This window comes from Acidocella sp. C78 (genome assembly GCF_907164655.1).
Genome location: NZ_CAJQZK010000042.1, coordinates 1 through 16,215, shown reverse-complemented (window position 1 = coordinate 16,215; position 16,215 = coordinate 1). Strand labels below are relative to the sequence as shown.

Annotated in this window: 15 protein-coding genes and 2 pseudogenes; 6 read left to right on the top strand and 11 right to left on the bottom strand. The window is 59.1% G+C overall.

Annotated elements, in window-relative coordinates:
* Positions 1 to 348 precede the first annotated feature (348 nt).
* A complete protein-coding gene (locus ACIDOCELLA78_RS000000112315; protein ID WP_201729803.1) occupies positions 349 to 957 on the bottom strand; it encodes a ParA family protein in 609 nt (202 codons plus the stop codon).
* A 218-nt stretch (positions 958 to 1,175) separates the two neighbouring features.
* Here ACIDOCELLA78_RS000000112315 and ACIDOCELLA78_RS000000112310 point away from each other — a divergent pair, with 218 nt between their 5' ends.
* The gene (locus ACIDOCELLA78_RS000000112310; RefSeq protein ID WP_249676811.1) at positions 1,176 to 1,703 is read left to right on the top strand and encodes a hypothetical protein; all 528 of its coding nucleotides are present in this window, start codon (positions 1,176 to 1,178) and stop codon (positions 1,701 to 1,703) included.
* Between the two features lie 154 nt (positions 1,704 to 1,857).
* Here the strand turns inward: ACIDOCELLA78_RS000000112310 and ACIDOCELLA78_RS000000112305 are convergent, their stop codons facing one another.
* Positions 1,858 to 2,439, bottom strand: coding sequence for a recombinase family protein (locus ACIDOCELLA78_RS000000112305; protein WP_013635075.1), 582 nt, complete (start codon positions 2,437 to 2,439; stop codon positions 1,858 to 1,860).
* 173 nt (positions 2,440 to 2,612) lie between these two features.
* Between ACIDOCELLA78_RS000000112305 and ACIDOCELLA78_RS000000112300 the strand changes: the two genes are divergently transcribed.
* Positions 2,613 to 5,579: a Tn3 family transposase gene (locus tag ACIDOCELLA78_RS000000112300; protein ID WP_013635074.1), complete on the top strand. Its 2,967-nt coding sequence runs from the start codon at positions 2,613 to 2,615 to the stop codon at positions 5,577 to 5,579.
* Between the two features lie 152 nt (positions 5,580 to 5,731).
* Positions 5,732 to 5,941, top strand: a pseudogene (locus ACIDOCELLA78_RS000000112295) (transposase); the annotation flags it as partial.
* Positions 5,942 to 6,168: 227 nt separating this feature from the next.
* Here ACIDOCELLA78_RS000000112295 and ACIDOCELLA78_RS000000112290 read toward each other — a convergent pair.
* The 4 genes from ACIDOCELLA78_RS000000112290 to ACIDOCELLA78_RS000000112275 are packed head-to-tail and all read right to left on the bottom strand — an operon-like array spanning position 6,169 to position 9,386.
* Entirely contained in the window at positions 6,169 to 6,972 is an 804-nt protein-coding gene (locus ACIDOCELLA78_RS000000112290; protein ID WP_201729801.1) for a hypothetical protein, read from the bottom strand.
* Positions 6,959 to 8,299 (bottom strand): DNA cytosine methyltransferase, encoded by a 1,341-nt coding sequence (locus ACIDOCELLA78_RS000000112285; RefSeq protein WP_283770872.1) that lies wholly within the window; start codon positions 8,297 to 8,299, stop codon positions 6,959 to 6,961. The genes ACIDOCELLA78_RS000000112290 and ACIDOCELLA78_RS000000112285 overlap by 14 nt, the downstream gene beginning before the upstream one ends.
* Before the next feature lie 39 nt (positions 8,300 to 8,338).
* The gene (locus ACIDOCELLA78_RS000000112280; RefSeq protein WP_201729799.1) at positions 8,339 to 8,785 is read right to left on the bottom strand and encodes a very short patch repair endonuclease; all 447 of its coding nucleotides are present in this window, start codon (positions 8,783 to 8,785) and stop codon (positions 8,339 to 8,341) included.
* Between the two features lie 31 nt (positions 8,786 to 8,816).
* Positions 8,817 to 9,386, bottom strand: a complete 570-nt coding sequence (locus tag ACIDOCELLA78_RS000000112275) for a recombinase family protein (protein ID WP_201729798.1) — start codon at positions 9,384 to 9,386, stop codon at positions 8,817 to 8,819.
* Positions 9,387 to 9,596: 210 nt separating this feature from the next.
* Between ACIDOCELLA78_RS000000112275 and ACIDOCELLA78_RS000000112270 the strand changes: the two genes are divergently transcribed.
* Genes ACIDOCELLA78_RS000000112270 through ACIDOCELLA78_RS000000112260 form a run of 3 tightly spaced genes read left to right on the top strand, consistent with a single transcriptional unit; the run spans position 9,597 to position 11,377 of the window.
* Positions 9,597 to 10,406 (top strand): TIGR04255 family protein, encoded by an 810-nt coding sequence (locus ACIDOCELLA78_RS000000112270; protein ID WP_201729797.1) that lies wholly within the window; start codon positions 9,597 to 9,599, stop codon positions 10,404 to 10,406.
* Positions 10,384 to 10,941, top strand: coding sequence for a hypothetical protein (locus ACIDOCELLA78_RS000000112265; protein ID WP_214006291.1), 558 nt, complete (start codon positions 10,384 to 10,386; stop codon positions 10,939 to 10,941). The genes ACIDOCELLA78_RS000000112270 and ACIDOCELLA78_RS000000112265 overlap by 23 nt, the downstream gene beginning before the upstream one ends.
* Positions 10,922 to 11,377, top strand: coding sequence for a hypothetical protein (locus ACIDOCELLA78_RS000000112260; protein ID WP_201729795.1), 456 nt, complete (start codon positions 10,922 to 10,924; stop codon positions 11,375 to 11,377). The genes ACIDOCELLA78_RS000000112265 and ACIDOCELLA78_RS000000112260 overlap by 20 nt, the downstream gene beginning before the upstream one ends.
* A gap of 195 nt (positions 11,378 to 11,572) precedes the next feature.
* Here the strand turns inward: ACIDOCELLA78_RS000000112260 and ACIDOCELLA78_RS000000112255 are convergent, their stop codons facing one another.
* The 5 genes and pseudogenes from ACIDOCELLA78_RS000000112255 to traA form a co-directional block, all read right to left on the bottom strand.
* Positions 11,573 to 11,917, bottom strand: coding sequence for a hypothetical protein (locus ACIDOCELLA78_RS000000112255; RefSeq protein WP_201729794.1), 345 nt, complete (start codon positions 11,915 to 11,917; stop codon positions 11,573 to 11,575).
* 91 nt (positions 11,918 to 12,008) lie between these two features.
* Complete coding sequence (locus ACIDOCELLA78_RS000000112250; protein ID WP_201729793.1) at positions 12,009 to 12,716, bottom strand: putative adhesin; 708 nt, start codon at positions 12,714 to 12,716, stop codon at positions 12,009 to 12,011.
* A gap of 88 nt (positions 12,717 to 12,804) precedes the next feature.
* The gene (locus tag ACIDOCELLA78_RS000000112245) at positions 12,805 to 13,410 is read right to left on the bottom strand and encodes a hypothetical protein (RefSeq protein ID WP_201729792.1); all 606 of its coding nucleotides are present in this window, start codon (positions 13,408 to 13,410) and stop codon (positions 12,805 to 12,807) included.
* Positions 13,407 to 14,102 carry a hypothetical protein gene (locus ACIDOCELLA78_RS000000112240; RefSeq protein ID WP_249676791.1) on the bottom strand — a complete coding sequence of 232 codons (696 nt, stop codon included), beginning with the start codon at positions 14,100 to 14,102 and terminating at the stop codon, positions 13,407 to 13,409. Before ACIDOCELLA78_RS000000112240 ends, ACIDOCELLA78_RS000000112245 begins: the two co-directional genes overlap by 4 nt.
* Positions 14,054 to 16,191, bottom strand: a pseudogene (traA, locus tag ACIDOCELLA78_RS000000112235) (Ti-type conjugative transfer relaxase TraA). Before traA ends, ACIDOCELLA78_RS000000112240 begins: the two are co-directional and overlap by 49 nt.
* Positions 16,192 to 16,215: the final 24 nt, after the last annotated feature.

Sequence of the window (16,215 nt, the reverse complement as noted above, 5' to 3'; positions counted from 1 at the left end):
TATTTTGCATATTTGTATATACAAAATAGCATAAATTCATATATTTACATATACGATTTGAGCCATCCGTCTAAAAGCTCCTGCAAGACATCCGACAAATCTCGTCCAGCATCCTCAGCCTGCAACCGAGCCACAGCCGCTCTCTGCGTCTGCTTTTTTAAAAAATGGGAATAAAGCTTCCAATCTGGGTTGCTGCGCTTGCCCGTCGCAGGGCGACCGCGCCCCCTGCCCTCCTCTACTGACAGCGTAGGCGCTACAACCTGACGGACGGTATCCGCTCCCGGCTCCACGGCCTCCGACTCTGCCTGATGACGGTGCAGATCTGCCAGCGCTGCAAATTTCCGTTTCTCAGCCATTTTCGATTTCCCTTCCGGCAGCCACATAAGCATCCCAAGCCCGCCCGGCATTTCGATCATCCTTTACCCCATAGACCGGCACCCCCTCGGCCGCAGCCTTCTCGAAGGCCGCCAGACGTGGAATCTCGGTGGTGAATATTGGGATGCCCTCAGCGTTGAGCATATCTCTGAGCTGTTGCCCCTCGGTGCGGGGCTTAGGCGGCACCATGGTCAGCAATACACGATGGGTCTTGTTTCCCAGTTCTTGGAGCTTGGCCAGGGTATGTGTCAGTCCGTCCGTCGCCACGCTTTCAGGCACGGCAGGAATTACAAGCATATCACAGTTACTCGCCAAATCTTTAAAATCATCGTCGGTTGGATTGCCCTCGGTATCGATGATGATGTGCTTATAATTGCGGATATGGCCGATCATCTGTGCATGGGTGACGACCTTGAAGGGTAGTCCTTGATCCCCGCCACGCTGGCTCCACTTTGTAGCGCTTCGGATGGCATCTCCATCTACCAGAAGGGTCGGGGCTAAACGTTGCAAATAAGCTGCCAAGTGTATGGCAGTGGTTGTTTTGCCGACTCCGCCTTTATAACTCGTCACGGTGATTATCATCTATTCACACATCCGCAATTTAACTTTCTGCATAGACAAATATATACATTTTCGGCTATCTGTCTATCTGAAATTTCACACAGACGGAATTAGGTTGTATGGGCGTTCAAATCTATCTCCTCGATCGGCGGAAAGTCACTTTGCTCGTAGGCGGTCAGCCTGTGAAAGTCGGCACATTGCGCCGATCCTGGAAGGTCACTGAGTTTGACGGAGAGAGGTTGGCTGAAATCGAGACAGCAAAGGCAGACCTTCAAGGCCAAGTTGCTCCAATGGCAGCCATCATCGCGGATGTGACGGAATTAGCCTTGGACGCCAACTTCAGGGAAGCGATCGCCGGTCACCTCGTCCTTGGCTGGGATGCTGATCGCTCGTCGGTAACAGATTTTAGTTGGGATTATCTGCCAGTTCTAGGTTACGCGGTGCAGATTGGCACGTCTGGGAAATACGTTTTGCATGAGCAAAGGGCAGGGAGATTGTCCCCCATTACCGCCGCCCGCGCGGTTGAATTGGGAATTCACGACCATGGGGGCCACTTTCTACGCTGCGGACAACCAGCAATCACCGAATGCAGGGCTGTTCGCCCCTATATCGTCGGCTACGCGCAAGCGGACTGTATTCTGAGTGATGGCCGGAACGCTGATATTCTGACTTCTGTAGAATCTGAAAGCTTACCGAATCCCGCGTGGTACATAGGAAAACGCCCCTCAGATGTCGCACTTTACTCTGAAACCCGCGCAGTCGAGTAGGAGGGGAGCAGACACGAAAGTAGCTTTTACGCACGCTTATCCGAAAATCGAGGATTTGTCGGACAACTCCCAAAGTGTTCGATAATCTGTTCCACCGATGATCACGGACAAAGCAGTTTTTGGGGTCACCGCACGATCTGTTCAAAATCGTACGCTAAGCGTTGGCGGGCTGCCTGGCGAGGGTACGATAGATGGTTGGGCGGGAGACGGAGAATAGGTCTGCGAGATCAGTGATGGAATAATTGCCAGTGTCGTACATGCGGCGCAGTTCTTTTTGTTGTCTTTCGGATAGCGTCGGCCTTTTGCCGCGTAATTTTCCTTTGGCGCGAGCGATGGCCATGCCTTCTCTGGTACGTAACCGGATCAGGTCGGCCTCAAACTCTGCGAAGGTGGCGAGGATGTTGAAGAACATCTTCCCCATTGGGTCGGTTGGGTCATAGACGGCCGCGCCGAGCGCGAGTTTGACACCGCGGGTAATGAGTTCATCGGCGATCGCACGGGCATCTGGAACGGAGCGTGCAAGGCGGTCGAGTTTTGGCACGACCAGGGTGTCGCCTTTACGCACCGCCGCCAAGGCTTGAGCAAGCCCGGGGCGGGCACGATTGGTGCCTGTGAGGCCATGGTCCGTATAGATGCGGTCCGGCTTTACCCCGAGCTGTTCGAGTTCGGCGCGTTGCGCGGCGAGATCTTGCCGGTCGGTTGAACAGCGGGCGTAACCGATCAGGGTGTGGGCCATGCGGAATTGTAACGTATGACCCCCCTTCATTGCAAAAGATATCGTACCAGTTAAATGATCCATCCGTTGCCGAGGGAAACAGCCACCAGTGCCAGGCCGTTACATCTGTCCGTTGAACGATCCTCTTGCGGACGCACGGTGGGCGCTAATTTTCTCATCAACCGGAACCCGATATGCCACTCCGCGTTCTTTTATCCGCTGAACAACGAGCCCGTTTGTTTTCAATTCCAACGGACATGGCCTCCATGAGCCGGCATTACGTACTGGATGCTGCTGACCTCGCTATGGTCAGGGTCAGACGCCGGGCAAGCAACCGGCTCGGCTTTGCCGTGCAACTCTGTGTTCTCCGCTTCCCAGGCCGCACTCTGGATCCATCGGAATATCCACCGGCGCCGGCGCTGGCTTTTGTTGCTGAACAGATCGGTGTCGATCCTTTGTTGTTTGCGGAATACGCGCGCCGTGCTGAAACCCGTCGGGAGCATTTGGTCGAGCTCCAAAAGTTCACTGGTCTGCGTAGTTTTGGCCTCGATGACTGGCGCGCCTGCCTACATGCTGGTGCGGATACGGCTTGGGCCACAGATCGCGGCGAACCCATCATCCAGGCTATGCTCGTTCATCTGAGAGAAAGCCGGGTATTGCTTCCCTCGGCGACAGTGTTGGAGCGAATTGGACTGGCCGCCCGTGTCCGAGCACGCAAGAAAACATTCGAGGTGCTGGCAGCCGGGATGGCCGATGCGGAGCGCAGTGCTCTGACCGAGCTGCTGACGGTCGATCCCGAGTTGCGTCGCTCCCGTTTTGCCTGGCTGCGGGATTATTCGGAATCACCAGCTCCCTCCAACATCGTCTCCCTGCTCGATCGCCTCGAATATGTCCGCGCCATGGGCATTGATCCCGCACGGGCTGGTCGTATCCATGCTGCCCGCCTGGTCCGGCTGACCGACGAGGGGGCGCTCATGACCGTGCAGCACATCGCCGATCTGGAGCCGGCGCGGCGCACAGCCATTCTCATTGCCCAGATCGCAAGCCTGGAAACCCGTCTGACGGACGCGACGCTTGCCATGTTCGAGAAATATGTCGGCACTTTGTTCAGCCGGGCGCGCAACCGCGATGAGCGTCGGTTTCAGGCCACGCGGCGCGATGTCGCCAAGGCGCTACTGCTGTTCCGCCGGACGATCGCCGCCCTTCGCCAGGCGAAGGAGGCCGGAGAAGATGGGATCACCGCCATCGAGCGCGAGATCGGCATGAACCAGCTCGAAGATGTGCTGCCGATCATCGGCGCCGTCGCCGATGTGGCGGATCAGGATATTTTGGTCACGGCGGCCGAGCGATATACGGTGCTCCGCCGGTTCAGCCCCCGCTTCCTGGCCGCCTTCGATTTCCGGTCGAATATGCCGAACGATCCCGTTCTGGCCGCGATCGAACTTCTCCGCGCCCTGAACCGTGGCGCGATCCGCAGCTTGCCCAAGCGGCCGCCCTCCACGTTCCTGCCGCCGCAGTGGCGGAAATTGATTTTTGCCGGCGGCACAGCCGACCGGCGGCTCTATGAAACAGCGGTGCTGGCCGTGCTGCGCGACAAGCTGCGGGGCAGTAATATCTGGGTCGCTGGCAGCCGCGATTACCAGGCGTTCGAGACCTATCTGCTTCCGGCCGGGGCGGGTGCGGCCACCGGCATCGATGGTGAGGCCGATCCCGATCGTTACGTCGCAAGCCGGGCAGAGATGCTGCGCGAGCGTCTGACCTTCGTGGCCGCCCGGGCCGCGCAGGGCGACCTCGACGGGGTGGAGATTGAGGACGGCAAACTTTTTATCGCCCGCACGCCGCCCACCGTGCCCGACGCGGCTCGCGATCTGGCGCTGCGGCTGAACAGTATGCTGCCGCGGGTGCGGATCACCGAGGTTTTGAGCGAGGTCGATGCCTGGACCGGGTTCACGGACAGGTTCGTGCATCTGCGCACCGGTAACCCCGTCACCGACAAAGCGGCCCTGCTGGCAGCGGTGCTCGCTGACGGCACCAATCTTGGCCTTGCCCGCATGGCGGACGCCTCGCGCGGTCTCAGCTATCACCACCTGGTCAATGTGGCCCAATGGCACATCAGCGATGACAATTATGTCGCCGCCCGCGCCGCCATCATCAATGCGCACCATGCACACCCCATGGCGGCAATCTGGGATGATGGGACAAGCTCGTCTTCGGACGGGCAATATTTCCGGGCCGCAGGCCGCGCCGGAGCCGGCGGCTCGGTAAACGCCAAATACGGCATCGAGCCGGGCGCGGTGATCTACACCCATGTTTCCGGTCAATACGGACCGTTCCACACGCGCGTCATCTCCGCGACGATGAGCGAGGCGCCTTATGTGCTCGACGGGCTGCTGCATCATGTCCACCAGACCGATCTGCGCATCGCCGAGCATTATACCGATACCGCCGGCGCGACCGATCATGTCTTCGGTCTCTGCCATCTGCTGGGTTACAGGTTTGCCCCCAGGATCAAGGATCTCCGGGACCGCAAGCTCTACACGATAGAAAAGCCAGGCACCTGGCCGCTGCTGGTGCCGCTCATCGGCGACGCCGTCGAAACCACCGCCATCCTCGGGCAATGGCCGGAGTTGATGCGGTTAAAGGCATCCATCAATGCCGGCACTGTTCTGCCTTCCGTCATCTTGCGGAAGCTGGCCGCCGCCGGTGGAGGAAACACTCTGTCCAGGGCGTTACGGGCTGTGGGGCGGATCGAGCGCACCCTGTTCACCCTGCAATGGCTGTCCGATCCCGCTCTGCGCCAGCGCAGTCATGCCGGGCTCAATAAGGGCGAGGCCAGCAATGCCCTGCGCCGCGCCGTATTCTTCCATCGCCAGGGTGAAATCCGCGACCGCACCTTCGAAAATCAGAGCTTCCGGGCCTCCGGGCTCAGTCTCATCACCGCCGCCATCGTCCACTGGAATACCATCTATCTCGACCAGGCCGTCCAGCACCTGCGGGCCCAGGGTACGGCAGTGCCCGATGATCTCCTGGCGCATGTCGCGCCGCTCGGATGGGAACACATCGCTCTGACCGGCGATTATGTCTGGAATCCCGCCAATCCCAATGCCAGCTTCAGGCCGCTACGCGATGTTCGCGCTCCGTTCATACCCCGCGCCGCTTAGCGTACGATTTTGAACAGATCGTGCGGTGACCCCTTTTTGGGCAAGAAAACGGACAAATGTTCCTGGCTTGCTCAGAGCCTGAACGCAAAAGATAGTTGAGCGATTTCAGTTGGTTGCGATTCAGTCGGTTTACCACAACAGACGGAGTCACGATGGCCTGGACGGAAACCGCTCGGCGGCGATACTGCCGGGGCGGATTACGCTATGCAAGCAACCTCACCGATGCTGAATGGGCGCTGATCGAGCCGTTCATGCCGACGCCGTGCTGGCGTGGCCGTCCGCGTACTGTGTCGCTGCGAGTGATCGTGGAGGCGATCCTGTACATGCTGTCGACTGGTTGCCAGTGGCGCCAAATCCCGAGGGAATTGTGATACGGGTTATGGAACAAGGAAATTGGTTTTTGTTCGTCATCTGCCGGCGGTATCCCAAACACTCGTTTGGGATACATAGTCGATCAGGCCATTGAAACGCAGGGCTTTGCCGCCAAGCGTAGGATTCCGCCCCCTTCCGCAAACGACCCCTTATGCTACGATTCAGAGCGTTCCGTTACTTCTGGCCAGGAAGCAAATCGGCGCGCCGATGTGCTGACCTAGCGGCGATAGCCCCGCAGCTCGTCGGCCGTGATGTTGTCAGCCGGCACAAGGCGATAATGCTTCTCTTCGACCACACAAACGCGGCCATCCTGCAGGGCGAGTTCAAACATCGCCATCCGGTCGTCGTCCATGAACTGCGCTGAAACCGTGCGGCATACCAGATCGGGAAATTTATCGGCACAGCAGGCGAGATCTTGCTTGGTCTGGACAACGGATAGCTGATCTTTGCCGCCTTTAGCCTGCACAGGAATCACGTATTGCACGCCGTGCCGATCAATCCCGACATATACCTCGTCGATTTCGATCTGGCCTACACCAGCAACCGATGTGCGCATGTGGCTTTGGAGAGAATACGCGGTCACTCCGAGAAACACGTCGATCAGTCGATTGTATCGGACACGCGCGAGTAATGCCTGTTCATCGTTGAGGGCATAGGCTCCGATGATTTCCGGTGTGGCATCGGGAACCTTGATCGTTACCAACTCGCGGTTAGGCACGATCCGATTGATTGGGACGAGCTCAAATTTGTAGCGCGCGCGGCCGTCGCCCTCGATGACCCATTCCATGCCTTCCGGCTGTGTGTACACCACTTGCTTCGGCATGGGGGTGCGGTAGCGAATGGCGTAAAGCACGTCGCCGACATTTTTCGGCAGGTCGATCTTGAGCGCAGCGGCTGCCCGCTCGATGTCCGGGCGCGTAAAGGGAATCTGGGTCGTGCCGGTCTTGTAGGCACCGAAAGCCGGATCGAAGAATATGTGCTCGATCAGTTGCTTGTATCTGTTCTCTTTAGTTTCCGACAATGGCGGCCTCCTCCCGCGCGACATAGCGCAATGCTTCGATTTCATGCTGCTTGCGCTTCTTCGCTCCGCTTTTCCGGTCACGCCGGCCGATCGGATTGTCGATCCCGAAATGTTCTGAGGCTTCCAACATACCCATACGGATCAAGGCCGGGTCTCCGAGCGATATCCTGGTCTCCGGCCGCATCGGCTCGATACGAAGAGCCTTCATCAGTGCGCCGGCAACAGCGCGGGCAAGGGGGGGCGGAACTGAATTCCCGATCTGCCTGGCACCGTGCCACTTCGTAGCGTGGAAACGGAACCAATCGGGGAATCCGTGCAGGCGCGCCATCTCGCGGACGGTCACACAACGCGGCAAGTCGAAATGGATCGGGCGGGGACTGGTGAAAGCACCGCGCGCGGCATCTGTGCCAGCCCGCAGGGTGTTGCTGAGGCCGTCGCCATCCAGCTTGAAGAAACGGGAAATCGGCTCGACCTGGCCGGGCGGTGTCTCTGCAAAGCGTCGCTTCGAAATATCGGTATGATCTGTGCGCGCGCTCGATGTCAGTACCGCCGGATTCCACTCGCGCACATAGCCATAATGCCAAGCGTCATTCGTCAGGCAACGTAATTCTCGTGCATAGGTGCTCGGCTCGCGCCATTTGCCGGGATGCACCTCGTCGGAATCGAGCAGGGCATCGAACCGATCAGCATCGGGTAGATCCCCGATCGCATCGCGGCAGGTCGGGCTTTTCTTCCCGCCTTTGTTCCAGCCATCATCGGCCGCACGGGTTAGCGCGGCAGGATATTCGGGCAATGGTAGCCCCTTGCGTGCGCCGAATAGAAACAACCGCTCGCGGTGTTGCGGAACGCCGTATTGAGCCGCGTCGAGCACGCGCCACGGCATCCGCACCTGATAACCGATCGCGTCGAAAGCCTCGATCAGCTCCTCCAAAACGGCGCGGTGCCGGCCAACCGTGAGACCCTTCACATTTTCGAACAAGAAATAGGACGCCTGTAGCTCGCCGACGATGCGAACGAACTCGCGCACCAGGTTGTTGCGTGGATCATCGAGCACGCGATGCCCGATCAGCGAAAAGCCTTGGCAGGGTGCGCCTCCGAATACGACATCGACGCGTCGCCGGCCGATACCGGCCGCCTTGCGGATTGCCGCGCCCGTCAGCCCCTCGACCGACCGGGGCAGCATGGCGCAACCGGGGAAGTTGAACGCATGCACGGCCGAATGGATCGGGTCGATCTCGACGGCAGCCACAACATCGAAGCCGGCTTGCTCGAATCCGAGGCTCAAGCCGCCGGCTCCCGCGAATAGATCGATTCCTATTGGCCGCATAGTATCCTCGTCATGCTCTGATTGCCCTGCATCTTGTGGTCACGCTAGCAGCTTCGCCCCAGCATGTCGATCGGGATTTTTCCCATCGAGGAAGGCCGCGAGGGCTTCTGCCAAGTCGTCGAGCTTTTTCGTCTCGCATTGCCAGACGGTAAAGCTGTGCCAGCCGATCACCTCTAATTCGGCACGTTTGGCCGCGTCGCGCCGTTTGTTGGCGTCCAGCTTCGGCAACCAGTAGTCGAGTCGGGATTTCGGGGTTCGACCAATCGAACAGCCATGGGCATGCCAGAAACAGCCATGCACAAAGATGGCCTTTCGACGACCGGGAAACACGATGTCGGGGGTTCCTGGCAAATCCTTCCGGTGCAACCGAAATCGGTATCCCATTCCATGCAAAAGCCGACGCACGGCAAGCTCTGGCGTCGTGTTCTTCCCGCCTATACGCGCCATCAAGGCGCTACGGCTCGCGGGCGTGCGGTTGTCCGTCATTGCGCCAAATTAGAACGAAAGCACCTATGGGTTATGCCATCATTCTCGAAATCGTCGCCCGCCCGACGTTGTAGCTCTGTGCCAATTCCTTCAACGTGGCACCCTCGGCCCGCCGCTGCCGGGCCTCCGCCTGCTGCTGCGGGGTGAGGGCAGGGGGGCGGCCCATGTGCTGCCCGCGCGCCTTGGCTCGGCTCCGCCCCTCGGCTGTCCGGGTGCGGATCAGGTCGCGCTCCACGTCCGCCAAGCCACCCAGCACGGCGATCATCAATCGTCCGGTGCTGGTGCCGGTATCGGCCCATGGTTCGGCCAGGGAGCGGAATTGCCCGCCCGCGTCCACGATCTGCTTCACGATGGCGAACAGGTCGAAGGTCGAGCGGGCCAGGCGATCGATGCGTGTCACCGTCACCACGTCGCCGGCGGTCAGGTGCCTGAGCATTTTCAACAGCTCGCGGCGGTCGGCCCGCGCGCCCGTGACCTTCTCACGGTAAATCGGCGCACATCCGGCAGCCTTCAACTGCTCAAGCTGGACATCGAGCGTCTGCCCGTAGGTGCTCACGCGAGCGTAGCCGATCAGGCGGATTTTTGGGGCTTTTTCGATCATATCTTACGGGCGTTCTAAGCTATTGAAATGGCTCGGGCAAGCGGAATGCCCGAAAGTCTTGATTTTTGAAAATAACTTTAAGGCTCATTCCAGGTCGCCCCTTTACGCTGCCCCATTTTCAGTTAAGGGTGGCAAAAACTACCGCGACTTTGACCGAGTCGGTCAGCGGACGGTGAACGTGGCCTTAACCGAAGGGGAGGAAAAAGCGGGATGACAGTCACGTTTAAAAAAGCCCCTTTGGTAGAGATGATCGCGGAGCTGCGATGGGGAGAAGCTCAATCAGTCCAGCCAAATGTGCCTACTATCATGCATGGCATGGGCGCTGATATGGACCAGTTTTTTATGAGCTTCGGGGGTGAGGTATACCAGCATGGCTTCCGGCGAACGGAACGGCTAGTCCCACCTGGCTTTCCAGTCTTCCCATTCCAGCCGGTATACCGCTACCGCAAAGAGTCGTCGGACGACACCGCTGTTTTATTTCAGGTTGGCTCCGGTCTCTTTTCGGCCAATGCGACCCCGCCATATCGGTCTTGGAAGAACGTAAGCCCCACCGTGAAATCCGGCGTAGATTCATTGTTGAAGGTTCGATTGGCCGGTGAAAAAGACAAAGCGTTCTCCGTCCTAAGCCTGCGTTACATAAATGCCTTTGGCCCAGAATTGACAGAAGGCAGAAGCATCGACCTGTTCATGCGCGAAATTTTAGGTTTTGAACTCGGATTTCCCCAGGTGATCGTTGAACAAGTTGATCCTGGATCATCGATAACACCTCAAATTCAGCTCAAAGTACCTTTAGTTGGTGGCGCATCTTTGGCCTTCCTTGTCGGTGAAGGTACAATAAACAATGAACCAAAAATCATCGTTGACATGACAGTGGCCAATACACGGCCAATCGCCCCCGATGTCGACGCAATAATGGCGGCATTCACCACGGCGCGCGATGTAATCCACCACGTATTTATTGGACTTGTCAAGCGAATTGAAAACCTGCTCCAGCCCGATGGAGACGAAAGTGATTCTTGATCTTCCTCGCCCGGCATATGTCGAACAAGCTCTGCTTCAACCCAGAATTCTAGACGAATACCCGCTTAATCCAGCTTTATCGTGGGTCAGTCCACTTACAAAATCCTCGGGCTTATCTGCGTTCGCTTCTGTAGAGAACCAAATCGAGGAACTTTGTAAAATGCCTGCGGGTTGGGATGGCTATGGCGCCTTGCCCATTAGCCAAACGACTAAGTACAACTCCTTGGCTGCCTTAGGGAGCATTCTTGGATCTGCTAAAGCACCGGATATTACTCCAAATCCAAATGGAACTTTGTCTTTTGAATGGGAGACGGCGCAAGGAGTCGGTCACCTCGAAATCGGCCAAACTCGGCTGAGCTTTTATATCCAACCAAACCATGGTGACCCTATTTTCCTGGATGCTTCGTCCGATGACCTACTCATTAGTGCAATCAAAATTGGTCTTCTGGTCTCGGGATATTTGTTTCAAAGCGAGCACGCTAGTATGTCGGTTACAGAAATAACTTTGGCGACATATGTGTCACCTGCCTATTGAAATTTCCGATACTGAAAATATCGTTCGGGTTATTCTCTCGCCTCATCATATCAAGAAGGGTAAGCTAAAACCTGCCGCCTTTCGTTCACAAGCCAATAAAGATGAGGTTTCAGTCATCCGTCAGACTTATATGGGTTCCGATTTTTGTAAAGAAAAAGCTCTGATTCTTCATAGGCCACCCGTTTCACAATATATAGGATTTGCTGTTATCAAGGCAGATGAAATTAGGAAAAGTGGTTCTACTGTTGAAGACTCCCGCGACGTTTACTGTGGACATGCTGATGTCGCCCATGGTGTCATTCTTGAACCACATGAACCTGCTGATTCTAGGATGAGCCGCTTTATTACGGAGCGTTGCCGTACTCTGCTGACTTCAACAACCTACCATCCTGATCCTAATCCGAGTGGGTCCGGTTGGACGGGACCAAATTTCTAGGTTTTCTCTGCGAGATTCTATCTTCCATCCGACCCCAGGGATTACGCATGAAAGTTGCCGGTGAGAATTTGCTCCATGTATCGGTTGTCCCACGCAGCCATTTTCTGCCTCCCCTTCAGGCTGGCGTTTGAAAATAAGTAAATCGAAGAAATTCACCTTAGAATGTTTTGCCTCAAGGATAGATTTAATCTCGTGCTAATCGGCAACAGGTTTCGCATCATTGTCTGACGGTTTAGAGGGGCAACGCGCAACTGTGTAAAGGCTCCGACAATGCCGGATCATCGCCTCCATGAAACGACCGTGATAAACGGAAAAGATAGTCCAGGTCAGCTCGTATGTCTTGCTGCCAATGATGTTGAATCTGAGCCGGTCCGCCTCCTCTATCGGCTTTAACCAGGCACGGTTTTTCCACTGCTCAGGGGTATGGGTGAAATCTCCGTCTTTGTCGTAGGACCAAGTGACAATATCTCCGGCATCGATTTTTTTCTTAAAATCATTGAGTAGCTTGGATGGATTATCAGTCAGGAACGATATCGACATTTTGGCTCCTTTTGGCTGGTGCTTTCCTGTGCGGAGATGGTCACTCAACCCCAAACGTGAGCTGAAGCTGCGTCATATGCGGCGTTGATTTTTATTTGGCCAAAGTGAGGGCGTTGCCTTCCTGGCCCATTTTGGTTTTTTCCGGCCAGCTTGCGGCGAGTTTCACGGCTGTGTCGGACGCTTTGAGGAGGACGACGGCGCCGTCAATCTGGTTGATGCAGGCGGTGCCTTCGAGGGTTTCGATTTTGCCGGAGGAGCGGAGCTGGACGTTTCCGTTTTTGGCCGTGCGGAGGAGGGCGCCGGATTTGTCGTCGCTCTTGGGGTGGATGACGAGTTTGCCATCACTTTTGGGCTTTTTCACGATCTGGTCGCCCTCGAGGAGAACACTGCCTTTCGACAATTCGTTGATCGGGCTGCGGCAGCAGGTCCAGTAAATATTCAGGGGGGTTCCGAGTTTAGTGACCAGGTAATGGATGAGGGTGGTCAAACTCGTCACAAAGTCCAGCTTCGGTTGGAGAATCCAGTCTTCGGCATTGTTCGGGCGGTTGAAGATGGCTTCGCCCTTGGTCTGCATTATCATGTTGCTGTCGGGGCAGAGATAATGCTCCTTGTAGGTGTCGCCGGTGGTTTTGGTTTCAGCCCAGGTGTTGAAGCCACCTTTGAGCAGGCCCCGGCTCAGGCCGCCGGTGCTGTTGTAGCCGGCTTCGACGGCCCAATGCAGGGTGACGCCGTTCGGCACCGACAGATTGCGCCCAGAGGGTTTCATTCTGCCGTGGCCGGCGATGAATACGTTGGGCATGGGTTTTTGCCTCCGCTCGCGGAACGCGTGGTTTCCGCTTTTTCCGGGTCAGTATAGCAGCGGAATGCCGATTCATGAATTTTTCAGACTAATACCCCTTGAGCACGCGATATTCGCCGCTTTTCCCGTATGCCCCGGCGCTTTGGTTGATGGCGACGCAGGGACGACTGTTTGCCCCGCATCGGGTGATCTTGTCGAGCATTCCCTTCTTCACCCAGGCGGCGTGATTGGCCTGCAACATGGCGATTTCGCCTCGCAGCTGACTGACCGTGGTGCGATCCCACCAGACAACGGCCGTGCTGCTCAGCCAGCCGAACAGCATCAACCCGACGGTCATGGCCACAATCCACCCCAACAGCCGCCAGCTTGCCCAAGCCACGATCCGGCGCAACGCCTCCTCCGCAACCGCCATGCCCCCTGCCAGCCCGGCCAGATCCTCCAGCATCGGCTTGGTGGCTGTCCGGACCGTCGCGACACCTTCCTTGCCCATCTGCTCCAGCGCCGTGGCCACCGCTGCGCTGACCGCCTCGCGCACCCGCTCTTCCAGCGTGGCAGCCTCCTCCGCCAGTTTCTGCCGCTCCTGCGCGAGCGCCGCCCGCTCCTCCGCCAGCCCGGTGAGCACGCGCTGCACTACCGCCTGCTGCTGCTCGGCAATCTCCATCAGCCCGTAGAGATGATCCTCCGCGTTATTCACATCGACATCCCCCGACCCCGCGACACGGATCTTTCCTGCTGCTTCCGGACGGCCGCCCGCTCAGCTTCACGCGCCAGCTGGCCACGCATGTCTCTCTCCGCCCCTTCAATCAGCCGGCCAATGGCCCGGCCAGCATCGGGTGCTGCCAGCACACGCGCCAACGCCGACCCCTCCCTGACCCCGAACTCTCGGCCTCGCGCCCGCAGGCCCCGCGCCGCTTCGGAATGACGATCCAACATCTGCTCAAACCCCAGCAGCTCCGCCCGCGCCCCACCGACTAGAGCCGGCTCAGCGGCCAGCGCCGGCAACGCCTTGTTGTATGCCTCCGACAGCCGCGTCCATTCCCGCACCAGCCCATGCGCCTGCCTGTCTCGGGCGGCTTCTTCCATCCGCTGCTGCCGATGCGCCTCGTACCGCTCCCGGAACCCGGCCCGTCCCGCCGAGATCTCGCGCGCTGCCACCGCCTCCCGTGGCGGCATCTCGATCCCCCGCCGACTGGCATAGGCAGCCCGATCATAGTCGAGCGTGGTTTCCTTCGCCTGGGATCGCGAGAGCCGCGCCGACAGGGCGGCCACGTTGCTGAATTCTTCCCGATCGGCGTAGAGCGTCACCCCGTCCCGGTGCCGCGTCATCGCCACATAGGTCAGGTGCCGGTCCATCGTCCCCGAGGCCAGCACATAGGCCCGGTCCACCGTCGCCCCCTGCGCCTTGTGAATGGTGGTGGCATACCCGTGATCCACGGCAGCATAATCCGCCATCGAGATCGATACGGCCCGACCCCACCCAGGCCCGGAGGAAGAATCCAGCCGTACCACCAACCGCTGCCCGTCCAGCTCATCGGGCCAGACACAAGCTCCACGGTCCCCAGCATCCCGTTCTTCACGCCCAGCTCACGGTTGTTCTCGCGGAACAGCAGCCGGTCGCCCGGCGCAAAGGCGCGCTCGCCCCCGGTCGTGCGATAAACCCGCTCGTCCGCCAGCTCGCCCCGCTCGCGCCGAACCGTCCGGATCGCCTCGTTGAGGTCCCGCACATCCGCGTTGCGATGCGCCAGCACCAGGCGCGAACCGTCCGGCCGCGCCTCCATATCGGCCAGCACATCCCGCACAATCGCATCCCGCGCATGCTCGGCCGACTCTTCCAGCCGGATTGCGCCGCGCTCGGCATAGGCGCGCAAACCTTCCTCTGTCCGGTGCCGGCCCAGATCCACCGACGCCGCCCGCTGCCAGTCCTCGCGCTGCCGGCGGATTTCTTCCAGCTCCACGAAGCCGACGCGCTCCGCCACGGCGCGGAACGCCGCACCTGGCCCGATCGGCTGCAACTGCTCGGGATCACCCACCAGCACGATTTTCGCGCCCGCCCGGTCCGCCTCCTGAATGAACCGCGAAAGCTGTTTCGAGCCGACCATCCCGGCCTCGTCGATCACGAACACGTCGCGCGGCCCGAGGCGGTCGAACCCGCGCTCCCAGCCTCTCTCCCACGAGGCCAACGTGCGCGACGCAATGCCGGCCGACTCTTCCAGCCCCTCGGCCGCCTTGCCGGCCAGCGCCGCGCCATGAACGCGATACCCTCGGCCTCCCATGCCGCGCGGGCCGCCGCGAGCATCGTGCTCTTGCCCGCCCCGGCCAGACCCACCACGGCCGCAATCCGTTCTGGCCCGGTGACATGTTCGATCGCCGCCCGCTGCTCGTCGGCCAGGACGATGCCGCCACGCTCCTGCGCCGCAATCGCCGCCTCCACGCGCCGGCCAGCAACACCGAACCCACGCCCCGGCAGACCGCCCCGGTCATCCGCCATGCGATCGGCGCTGATCGCCATGTCGCGCTCGATGCCGACCATTTCCCGCGTCGAATAGCGCGCCTGCTCGATTACCCGCCCGCGCTCGTCGCGCTGCTCTTCCTGCAATTCCACCAGGGCCGGCGACGCCATGACCGTGGCAAAGGCCGCCTGGAACGCATCCGCCTCGCCGATATAGCGGTGCAGCGTGCGCGCCACGTCATGCCGGTCGAACACACTCTTTTCATTGGTGATGAGTGTCAGCACCTGCTCGGGCTTTTCGCGGATCAGGGCGGCGTTACGCTTCGCGGCATCCTCATCGATCCGAACCCGCGACACATCCTTGCCGCGCCGCTCCATCTGCGTCGCATGCACCCCGACATGCTGCGTCGGCTCGATCTCCAGCCCGCGCTCTTGATGCGAGCGATGGTCAACCCTTATGTCCAGCCCCGCCCGCGCCAGATGTTCGTTCGTCCTTTGCTCCCAGCCGGAGCGAATATCCCGAAGCTGCTCATGCGATGTCGGCAGCCCCAGCGCCACCAGACGCTTGTTCTCCAATTCCAGTTCCGACTTGTCGCCCAAACCGTCCGGACCGACCTGCCGCGTCGTCATCATGATATGCGCATGATGGTTCCGCACATCGGTATGGCCGTGCGGGCTGTGGATCGCAAAATCAACCACCACGCCATACCGGTTGGCAAGGCTCTGGGCGAACTCCCGCGTCAGCTCAAGCCGCTGTTCATCAGATAGCTCGTGCGGGAGAGCAACCTCGATTTCGCGGGCGACACGGGCATCCTTGCGTTTCTCGGATGCCTCGGCCGCATTCCACAATGCAGAACGATCCCTCGCCCATTCGGCATCCGTACCTTTCGGCAAGACGATCTCCGCACGCTCAACGCCTGAACGCTGCGAGAAATCATGCACCATCCCATCGCGCGCGTTTTCCAGCTTCTCGGCCGACCGATAGGCCACCGCGGCAACCGCGCTACGCCCGGAAGCCCGCGACATCGGTTTCATACTCAGATGATAGAT

Excerpts from the sequence above, each read along its gene's own strand:
- ACIDOCELLA78_RS000000112315 (WP_201729803.1), bottom strand. The coding sequence starts at position 957 with ATGATAATCACCGTGACGAGTTATAAAGGCGGAGTCGGCAAAACAACC.
- ACIDOCELLA78_RS000000112305 (WP_013635075.1), bottom strand. The coding sequence starts at position 2,439 with ATGGCCCACACCCTGATCGGTTACGCCCGCTGTTCAACCGACCGGCAA.
- ACIDOCELLA78_RS000000112300 (WP_013635074.1), top strand. The coding sequence starts at position 2,613 with ATGCCACTCCGCGTTCTTTTATCCGCTGAACAACGAGCCCGTTTGTTT.
- ACIDOCELLA78_RS000000112285 (WP_283770872.1), bottom strand. The coding sequence starts at position 8,299 with ATGCGGCCAATAGGAATCGATCTATTCGCGGGAGCCGGCGGCTTGAGC.
- ACIDOCELLA78_RS000000112280 (WP_201729799.1), bottom strand. The coding sequence starts at position 8,785 with ATGACGGACAACCGCACGCCCGCGAGCCGTAGCGCCTTGATGGCGCGT.
- ACIDOCELLA78_RS000000112275 (WP_201729798.1), bottom strand. The coding sequence starts at position 9,386 with ATGATCGAAAAAGCCCCAAAAATCCGCCTGATCGGCTACGCTCGCGTG.
- ACIDOCELLA78_RS000000112270 (WP_201729797.1), top strand. The coding sequence starts at position 9,597 with ATGACAGTCACGTTTAAAAAAGCCCCTTTGGTAGAGATGATCGCGGAG.
- ACIDOCELLA78_RS000000112265 (WP_214006291.1), top strand. The coding sequence starts at position 10,384 with ATGGAGACGAAAGTGATTCTTGATCTTCCTCGCCCGGCATATGTCGAA.
- ACIDOCELLA78_RS000000112260 (WP_201729795.1), top strand. The coding sequence starts at position 10,922 with ATGTGTCACCTGCCTATTGAAATTTCCGATACTGAAAATATCGTTCGG.
- ACIDOCELLA78_RS000000112255 (WP_201729794.1), bottom strand. The coding sequence starts at position 11,917 with ATGTCGATATCGTTCCTGACTGATAATCCATCCAAGCTACTCAATGAT.
- ACIDOCELLA78_RS000000112250 (WP_201729793.1), bottom strand. The coding sequence starts at position 12,716 with ATGCCCAACGTATTCATCGCCGGCCACGGCAGAATGAAACCCTCTGGG.